At 73.0% G+C, this 8,109-nt stretch carries 5 protein-coding genes; 1 reads left to right on the forward strand and 4 read right to left on the reverse strand.

Annotated features, from left to right (window positions below):
* Positions 1-18: 18 nt before the first annotated feature.
* From BA062_RS14850 to BA062_RS14860, 4 genes are all read right to left on the reverse strand, one after another.
* Positions 19-3,078, reverse strand: a complete 3,060-nt coding sequence (locus BA062_RS14850; RefSeq protein WP_168213959.1) for a tetratricopeptide repeat protein — start codon at positions 3,076-3,078, stop codon at positions 19-21.
* Positions 3,079-3,412: 334 nt separating this feature from the next.
* Complete coding sequence (locus BA062_RS39835) at positions 3,413-3,562, reverse strand: hypothetical protein (protein ID WP_168213960.1); 150 nt, start codon at positions 3,560-3,562, stop codon at positions 3,413-3,415.
* A gap of 148 nt (positions 3,563-3,710) precedes the next feature.
* Positions 3,711-5,465 (reverse strand): bacterial transcriptional activator domain-containing protein, encoded by a 1,755-nt coding sequence (locus BA062_RS14855; protein WP_110336634.1) that lies wholly within the window; start codon positions 5,463-5,465, stop codon positions 3,711-3,713.
* Entirely contained in the window at positions 5,462-6,349 is an 888-nt protein-coding gene (locus BA062_RS14860; protein ID WP_168213961.1) for an SseB family protein, read from the reverse strand. Before BA062_RS14860 ends, BA062_RS14855 begins: the two co-directional genes overlap by 4 nt.
* Before the next feature lie 68 nt (positions 6,350-6,417).
* On the opposite strand from BA062_RS14860, the gene BA062_RS14865 reads away from it, so the two are divergent.
* Positions 6,418-8,100: a right-handed parallel beta-helix repeat-containing protein gene (locus BA062_RS14865; protein WP_110336636.1), complete on the forward strand. Its 1,683-nt coding sequence runs from the start codon at positions 6,418-6,420 to the stop codon at positions 8,098-8,100.
* The last annotated feature ends 9 nt before the right edge of the window (positions 8,101-8,109 follow it).

Genomic DNA, 8,109 nt, shown 5'->3' on the forward strand with positions numbered 1-8,109 from the left:
AGCCCGCGCGGCCCCGGCTCACACCCGTGCCTGTTCGCCGCCGTCGCCGACGAGGGCCTTCAGCGCCGCGCGGACGTCCTCGACGTGGGGATGTCCGAGGTCGTCGAGAATCGCGATCGCCTCCTCGAGGCAGTCGAGGGCGCGGTCGCGCTCCCCGACCTTCCAGTAGGCGTCACCGAGCGTCTCCAGCACCTCCGCCTGCGCCGAACGGAAGCGGTTACGCCGGTCGAGGTCGAGTGCACGGCGCAGAGCCGGTACGGCGTCGTCGTAACGCCCCAGCCTGGCCAGTGCGGCGCCGAAGCTGTGCAGCACCGTGGCGTAGTTGCGGGGATCGTCGGCCTCGTCCGCCAGGTCGAGTGCCTCGCGGAAGTACTGCAGGGCCTTGTCGTGCTCGCCGAGGCGCGCGTGGGCGTGGCCGAGGTTGTTCCTGACCCGCCCGCCCAGGACGCTGTGGCGCTCCCGCCGATCGAGCTCGAGTGCCTCCCCCAGGTACTCGATCGCCGCGTGCTGGTCGCCACGCATCGCCACCGCCACGCCGAGGTTGTTCAGGCTCCGCGCGGCGTAGGAAGGGTCACCGACCTTTCTGCTGACCTCCAGCGACCGCGTGAGCAGGTCCACGGCCTCGTCGAGGTTGTCGCACTGCCCGTGGGCGATGCCGAGGTCACTGAGGATCCACGCCTCCCCCCTGAGGTCTCCGTCCCTGCGGGCCGCCGTCAAGCCCTTGCGGCTGGTGGCGATCCACAGTGGCCAGTCGCTTCTGCGTTCCAGGTACGCCCTCAGCACGGCCGTCTGCCGCCAGGCCACGCCCCACAGCTCGTGCTCGATCGCGACGTCGACCGCCGCGATGAGCGTCGCGTGTTCCGCCTCCAGCCAGCTCAGCGCCTCGCCCGCGTCGCCGAACCGCGGAATCCGGACCGGTGTGCCCCCCGGCTCGGCCGGGACCTCGTCGAGCGGCGTGAGGACCCGGCGTGCGCCCATACTCGCGTGCAGGCACCACCGCAGCAGGCGGGTCACCGCCTCGGCACGGTCGCCGTGGGGATCGTGCTCCACCAGATCGCGGGCGTAGTCCCGGAGCAGGTCGTGCAGGCGGTACCGGTCGCCCGTCGCGGCGGTCACGAGGTGCTCGTCGACGAGACCGTCCAGCACCCGTTGCGCGGCCGCCTGCTCGATCCCCGCGAGAGCGGCCACCGACCAGGCCGTGAAATCGTCACCGGGGTGCAGTCCCAGCAACCGGAACACGCGCTGGGACTCCCCGCTGAGCGCACGGTAGGACAGGTCGAACGCGGCCCGCACGCGGCGCGTGCCCGCCGCGAGCTCGCTCGTGCGGTCCTCGGCGTCGCGCAGGCGCACGGCCAGATCCCCGATGCTCCACGTCGGCCGCGCCTGCAATCGGTGCGCCATCAGCGCGACGGCCAGCGGCAACCGCCCGCACAACTCGATCACCGTCCGCGCCGCGGCCTCCTCCTTCGCCACGCGCCGCTCACCGATGAAGTGCGCGAGCAGGGCCCTCGCGTCGTCCGGCGTGAGGACGTCCAGCGGCAGGAGCTGGGCGCCGTCCAAGGCCAGCGCACGCCGGCTGGTCACCAGCACCAGGTGCGTCGGGCCGGCGGGGAGCAGCGGCAGCACCTGGTCCTCGCTGGCGGCGTTGTCCAGCAACACCAGCGCAGGCCTGCCGTGCAGCCGGTCGCGGTAGAGCGCCGCGCGTGAGGCGGTCTCCCTCGGGACCTGTTCGCCGGGCACGCCCAGCAGATGCAGGAACGAGGCGAGCACGGCTCCTGGATCGGCGGCGGGCTGGTCGGAGTGGCCGTTCAGGTCCACGTAGAGCTGCTGGTCGCCGTACTGCCCCGAGGCCAGCAGGCGGTGCGCGAGGTGCACGGCCAGGCGGGTCTTGCCGACCCCGGCCATGCCGACGATGCTCAGGACGGCGGTCGCCGTGCTGTTCGCCTGCACCTCCGCCAGGTTGTCGTGCAGCGCCCGCAGCTCGGTCGCGCGGCCGGTGAACTCGGCGATGTCACGGGGCAGCTGCCGGTGCGCGCGGGTCACGGTGCCCACCTGCGCGGGACGGTCCACCTCCTGGCGCAGCACCCGCTGGTGCGCCTCCGCGAGCTCCGCGCCAGGAGTCACGCCCAGTTCGTCGTCCAGCCGCTCCCGCAGCTCAGAGAAGACCGTCAGCGCCGCGGCCTGCCTGCCACTGCCCGCCAGCGCGATCATCAGCGCCGCGTGTGCCGCCTCGTGCAACGGATCCGACTCCACCACCGCGCGCAGCGCGGGAACCGCGTCACCGTGACGCCCGGCCTGCGCGGCGACCGCGGCGTACTCCAGCACGACGGCGTTGCGTTCCGCTCCCAGCGCCACGGCGGCGGGGTGAACGCGGAGCACGGGAAGATCGGCGGCCGGGTCGCCCTCCCACAGCTCGACGGCCTTGCGCAGTGTCTCGCACGCGCCGACGAGGTCACCCCGCTGCCGTGCCTGCCGTCCCTCCGCCGCGAGGTGCCGGAACAGCAGCACGTCGAGCTGCTGGTGCGAGCACGTGAGCTGGTAACCCGTCTGTGTCGCGGTCAGCACCCGTCCCGCCTGCACGTCGCCCTGCCTCGAGGCCAGCCTCCGGCGCAGCCGGGACACGTTGGTCTGCAACAACTCCACGGCCGTCGGCGGTGGTTTTCCCTCCCACACCACCTCGATCAGCTCGTCCCGGCTCACCGGGGTGTTCGGGGACAGGGCCAGCATGCCGAGCAACAGTCGCTGCCGCACCGAGCCGAGCTCGACCGGGTGGTTGTCGACCCGCACGGACAACGGGCCCAGCACCCGCAACCACAGGTCGTAGCCCACGCTTTCGCTGTGCTGGACCACTCGTTCGAGTTCGGCCGTCTCCTCGGGCGACAGCCCCAGCGCCAGCGCCAGCTTGCGCAGGGTCGCCAGGCGCGGTTTGGCGACCCTGCCCTGCTCGAGGTCCCGCAACCACGCGACGCTCATCCCCGCCAGGTCCGCGGCCTGTTGCTGGGTCAGCCCGGAACGCGCGCGGAATTCGCGAATCGACCGGTCGAGTCTCCGGCCCTGGTGGCCGGCCGTCGCGGTCATGCGAGCCGCGCCGCGCACGGGAAGTGGGAACGTAACGCCGATGTCATATCGGAGGCCCATCCGATCCTGGATCACGGAGATGTCCTTGTAGGGCCTCGGATGAGGGAAACGCGGCATTGGTTCCCTGCGCCTCGGCCAAACCCCCAGAATTCACCCGCCACGCCGTCCCGGGATCGATTGTCCCGTCAGAAAGCGTCTTCCTCCTTTCCCCGGACGAGGCGTGTGTTTTGCCCGACTCTACCGGCCGGGAGGGTGGCGTGCCCAGAGGGCTGGGAACCGTGCTGGACGATGGGCGGGTACGGCCGAAGTGGACGCCTCGGCGCCGTCGCGCCGGCTACGAGGCGTACTCGCTGATGGCGGGAACACCCCAGCAGGCGCAGGGAACCTCGCGAGAGTCGACCTCCCGGGTGTACTCGTCGACGACGGTCTCCAGGATCCAGCCGCTGCCGCCGCAGGTGCGGCACTCGTTGTCGTCGGTGCTCATGTCGGCCTCCGTTTCACCTCGGCTTGGGCCTTCTCAGCATCACGGCCGGCACTGGCAGGACACCGGCAGCGCACCCGGTATGCGCGAACCGGGAAAAGTGCTGCGTACGACGCCTCCGGCGCGGTGCTACGGACGCGCTACGACCCGACTACGGACAGGCGTGGTTCCGGATCTCACCGTGCCCGAGCCTGGCCAGCAACCGGGAGGTGGCGGCATCCGGTGTGGCGGGCGAGCCGTCGCTCCCGAGAGCGGCGAGCAGCTCCCCTGCCGTCTTGCCGACGCGCTCGGGCCGGTGCTCGGACTGGAAGAGCAGCAACGTCCGCCACAGGCCCTCCATGCGGGGCAGCAAGGTCAGTCCCTTGCGCAGCGCCCATTCCACGCCAGCGAGGTCACCCGCGGCCATCGCGAGTTCCGCCGCGCGCCGCACACAGCGGACGTGGCGGGCCTGGAACGCCGTGGTCGCCTCCTGCAGCGCGCGCCGGACCGGCTGGGCGAACTCGGCGGCGGCGAACAGCTCTCCCCGGATCAGTCCCAGCGCGTTGGTGAGCCTCGCCCGCTCGGTGCTGGGCTCGGTACCGCCGGCCAGGTCGTGGAACAGCTGCCAGTCGACCCGCACGTCCGGCGACAGCGTCCAGCCTTCCCCCGAGCCCCGCAGCCTCGGCTGCCCGGACGCGTCGGTGCCGAGCCAGCCGTGCAGCAGCCGCACGAACTCGGGCGCCGCCCGGCCCGCGACCTCGTTCAGCAGCGCGGTGGAGACCCCGCCGGGAAGCACGGCCGCGGCGGCGACCAGCTGCGCGAGCACGGGCCTGCGGTCCGGTGGAACCGGGCCCGGCGCCTCCACCTCCACGCACCCGAGCACGCGGACCTCCACCCTGGCCGGTGCGCGCAGCACCACCGTGCGCTCGGGCCCGCCGGCACCCTGGCCTTCGCGGAACCACACGGGTTCACCGGGTGCCGGGGAATCCGGCGCGTACGCCAACGGCACGGCCGAGCCTCCCCTGACGAGCAGCAGTTCCCGGCGCAGCCCCGCCAGTGCGGCCGCGATCGACGTGAACCGGAGGCCGGGCGGGTTCAGCTGCGCGTGCCCCTCCGTGGTGACGCCCACGAGCCAGCGGGCCGAGGGACAGGTGCCCGCGCAGAGCACGACGACGGCGCCTCCCGGGTCCTCGGCGAGCCTGCGCAGCCGGTCGAGGTCGGGCGCGGGTGGCGTCCGCGCGGTGACGACGGCCAGCAGGCCGGCCGGCCGCCGCGCGAAGCTCTCCGCCATCGTCACCGCCTCGGCCACGGTGCGGGTGCGGCGGACCCGGCCCGGAGCCGGGAGCACGACGTCGGCGGGAAACTCGGCGAGCACCACCGTCGCCTCCCTCGACCACGGGTTGGTGACCAGTTCGAACGCGATCGCCTCGAGCAGCCGCAGCACCTGCCCGCCGTCACCGTCCACGGCCACCACTCCACGCGCCTGGCGCAGGTCGACGAGCACGTCACGGTCCTCGAGACGGCCGATCGTCACCACGGCGGGAAAGCCCGAGGGCAGCCGGCGAACCCCGCTCAAGTCCGCTGTGGACAGTGACCACGACTCTCCGCGCGAGCCACCGGGATCGGGCCGCCAGCGGCCCGGAAGCGCCGCCGCGGCCGGCCGGGCCAGGCGCAGCACCACGTGGTCGCGTCCGACGAGCAGCACCCGCACGGCGGGTGGTTCGCCCTGACCCGCACCGAGTTCCCCGAGTGCGGCCGCGGTCAGCGCCGCCGCGCGCACGTCCCGCATCACCCACGCACCGGGCAGCACCTCGGCGCCCGGGCGCGGACGTCGCCACCGCCGCCACGCGTCCGGGCCCGCGGCGACGGCGAGGCCGAGGACGGCGCCGCCCCCGACGAGGCAGCCGAAGAGCACGCCCGCGGTCATGGCTCCTCCGGCGCCGACAGGCCCGCGAACAGGTCGAGCAGCACGTCGCCGGGCAGCATCAGCTCGGTCCGCGTGCCGGGGTCGAAGCACAGCGTGTGGTCGGGGCCGGGCCAGTTGGCCAGCAGCTCGACGAACGGGACGCCGATGTGGTGCTGACCGGACCCGCCGGTGGCCTCCAGCCCCGCGACCGAGCTGAACACCGGCACGAGCGGCGAGTCCTCCGGGCCCACGGTGCGCCACGGGAACCCGGGCTCGCCGAGGAGTTCCGCGCCGGCCACCCTCCGCTCGGTCGGCAGGATCACCGTGGAGCCGAGCAGCCGCAACAGGAACGCGTCGGCGTCCTGCCGGTCGGCGGCGTCCCACAGCTCCGCCTGCAGCGCACCGGCCGGGACGTCGGAGCCAGGGGTGCCCCCGGCACCGAGCTCTTCCAGGCAGTCCCGCCGCAGCAGCCCGACGCACCGCTGCGCGACCGCGTCCGCGAGGAGCGCGGCCGGGACGATCTCCTCGCGCCCTTCGCGGAGGGCGGCCACGGAGCCCACCGGAAGCGACACGGCGATCGGCGAGCCCGGGTTGACCGCGAGGTGGTAGGCCGGTTCCCGCCACCCGTCACGCAACGAAGCCAGGTCGGTCGTCCGGTGCCCGAGTGCGAGGCCGCCGAGGCACCGGGACAGTGTCTCCTCGGAGGTGTAGACCACGATGTGCTCGTGGCTCAGCGGGATTCGTCGCGTCAGTGCCGCCCACTCCGGGGTGTCGTGCGCGGGCAGGACGGGCAGCAGCAACGGCGTGCGCAGCAGCAGTTCCGCGTACCGCGCGCCGTCGCCGGTGTCGAGCGCGGCGGCCATCGCCCGCTCGGCGTCGTTTCCCGGCCTCCACTCGTTCTCCACCGAGCCATCACCGTCCTCTTCCTTCAATACAAACCCGGCGACGCAAGGGCGGGGTATGGTCACTGACGATGGCAAGGACATTTCTCGTCGCACCGGGGCAGCGCGGCGCACACGCCTCGATCACGGAAGCACTCGACGTCGCCGACGACGGCGCGATCATCTCGGTGAGTGCCGGGGAGTACGCGGAGACGCTGTCGATCCGCCACCGCGACGTCACGATCGCGGCGCGCGAGGCGGGCACGGTGACGATCACGCCCGCGTCGCCCGACGAGCCGCTGGTGTCGGCCGCCGGGTCGCGGCTCGGGCTGTCCGGGCTCACGCTGCGGGCGGGTGACCGGGCCGCGGTCGAGGTGCGCGGCGGCACCGTGCGCGTCACCGACTGTGAGGTGTCGGCGGGGTTCGCGGCCGCGCTGAGCATCGCGGGCGGTGCCGAGGCGGAGATCACCGGCACGCGGATCACCGGGGCGCAGGTCGGTCTCGTCATCGAGGAGTCCGACGGCGTGGTCGACCGGTGCGAGGTGCGTGACATCGTGGACGACGCGGTGATCGTGCGCCTCGGCGCGCAGGCCACCATCCGTCATTCCACTGTGGCCGGTTGCGGTTTCCGTGGCGTCTACATGTACCAGGCGGGCGGCTCACGCATCGAGCGCTGCGACATCTCGCGGGCGGGCGATGCCGGTATCGCCGTCGCCGACCAGAGCTTCCCGACCATCGAGGAGTGCTGGGTGCACGACACGCAGGGGCCCGGCATCACGGTGGGCCGCGGCTGCGGCGGCGTGGTGCGCAACTGCCGGGTGGAGAACACCGCGGAGCCGGCCATCCACCTCGCCGAGGACGCGAGGACGGAGCTCACGCAGGACTCCGACGGCCCGGCCACCCCGCAGGTCGGCGCGGCGAAGGCCACCGGGGGACGGCAGGACGCCGAGCAGGTGGAGAAGCTGCTGGCGGAGCTCGACGGCATGATCGGACTCGCCGGGGTCAAACGCGAGGTGCGTGCGCTCATCGACGAGCTGCAGGTCAACGAGTGGCGGCGCAGCGAGGGACTCAGCGTGGGCGCGGTGAGCCACCACCTCGTGTTCGCGGGAGCGCCCGGCACCGGCAAGACCACCGTGGCGCGCGTCTACGGGCAGCTGCTCAAGGCGCTGGGCGTCCTGCCCAACGGCAACTTCCGCGAGGTGTCCCGGCGCGACCTGGTCGGCCAGTACATCGGGCACACCGCGGAGAAGGCGGCCTCGGTGTTCGACGAGGCACGGGGCGGCGTGCTGTTCATCGACGAGGCCTACACGCTCTCCCGCTCCGGCGGTACCGGCGCCGACTTCGGCCAGGAGGCCATCGACACGCTCGTGAAGCTGATGGAGGACCATCGCGACGAGGTGGCGGTGATCGTGGCGGGCTACACCGGTGAGATGAGCGAGTTCCTCGACGCCAACCCCGGTCTGGCGTCGCGCTTCGCCAAGAACATCGAGTTCGAGAACTACAGCCCGGAACAGCTGGTGCGCATCAGTGCCCGCATCGCCGGGGGCGACGACTACCGGCTGACCGAGGACCTGGACGCGGCCCTGCTGGAATGGTTCGCGCACGTGGAGCGCGACGACAACTTCGGCAACGCGCGCGAGGCCCGCAAGCTCCTGGAGCGGATGCGCAAGTCGCAGTCCACGCGGCTGCGGGCGCTCGGCCGCAGGCCGACGAGGGACGACCTGCTGACGCTGACGCTGGACGACCTGCTGGACGCCGTCCGGCAGGAAGGCTGACCGGCCGCC

The sequence above is a fragment of the Prauserella flavalba genome (genome assembly GCF_003202235.1).
Lineage (GTDB): Bacteria > Actinomycetota > Actinomycetes > Mycobacteriales > Pseudonocardiaceae > Prauserella_A > Prauserella_A flavalba.

Bases quoted from the DNA above. Each gene is read 5' to 3' on its own strand.
- BA062_RS14850 (WP_168213959.1), bottom strand. From the start codon at position 3,078: ATGACCGCGACGGCCGGCCACCAGGGCCGGAGACTCGACCGGTCGATT.
- BA062_RS39835 (WP_168213960.1), bottom strand. From the start codon at position 3,562: ATGAGCACCGACGACAACGAGTGCCGCACCTGCGGCGGCAGCGGCTGG.
- BA062_RS14855 (WP_110336634.1), bottom strand. From the start codon at position 5,465: ATGACCGCGGGCGTGCTCTTCGGCTGCCTCGTCGGGGGCGGCGCCGTC.
- BA062_RS14865 (WP_110336636.1), top strand. From the start codon at position 6,418: ATGGCAAGGACATTTCTCGTCGCACCGGGGCAGCGCGGCGCACACGCC.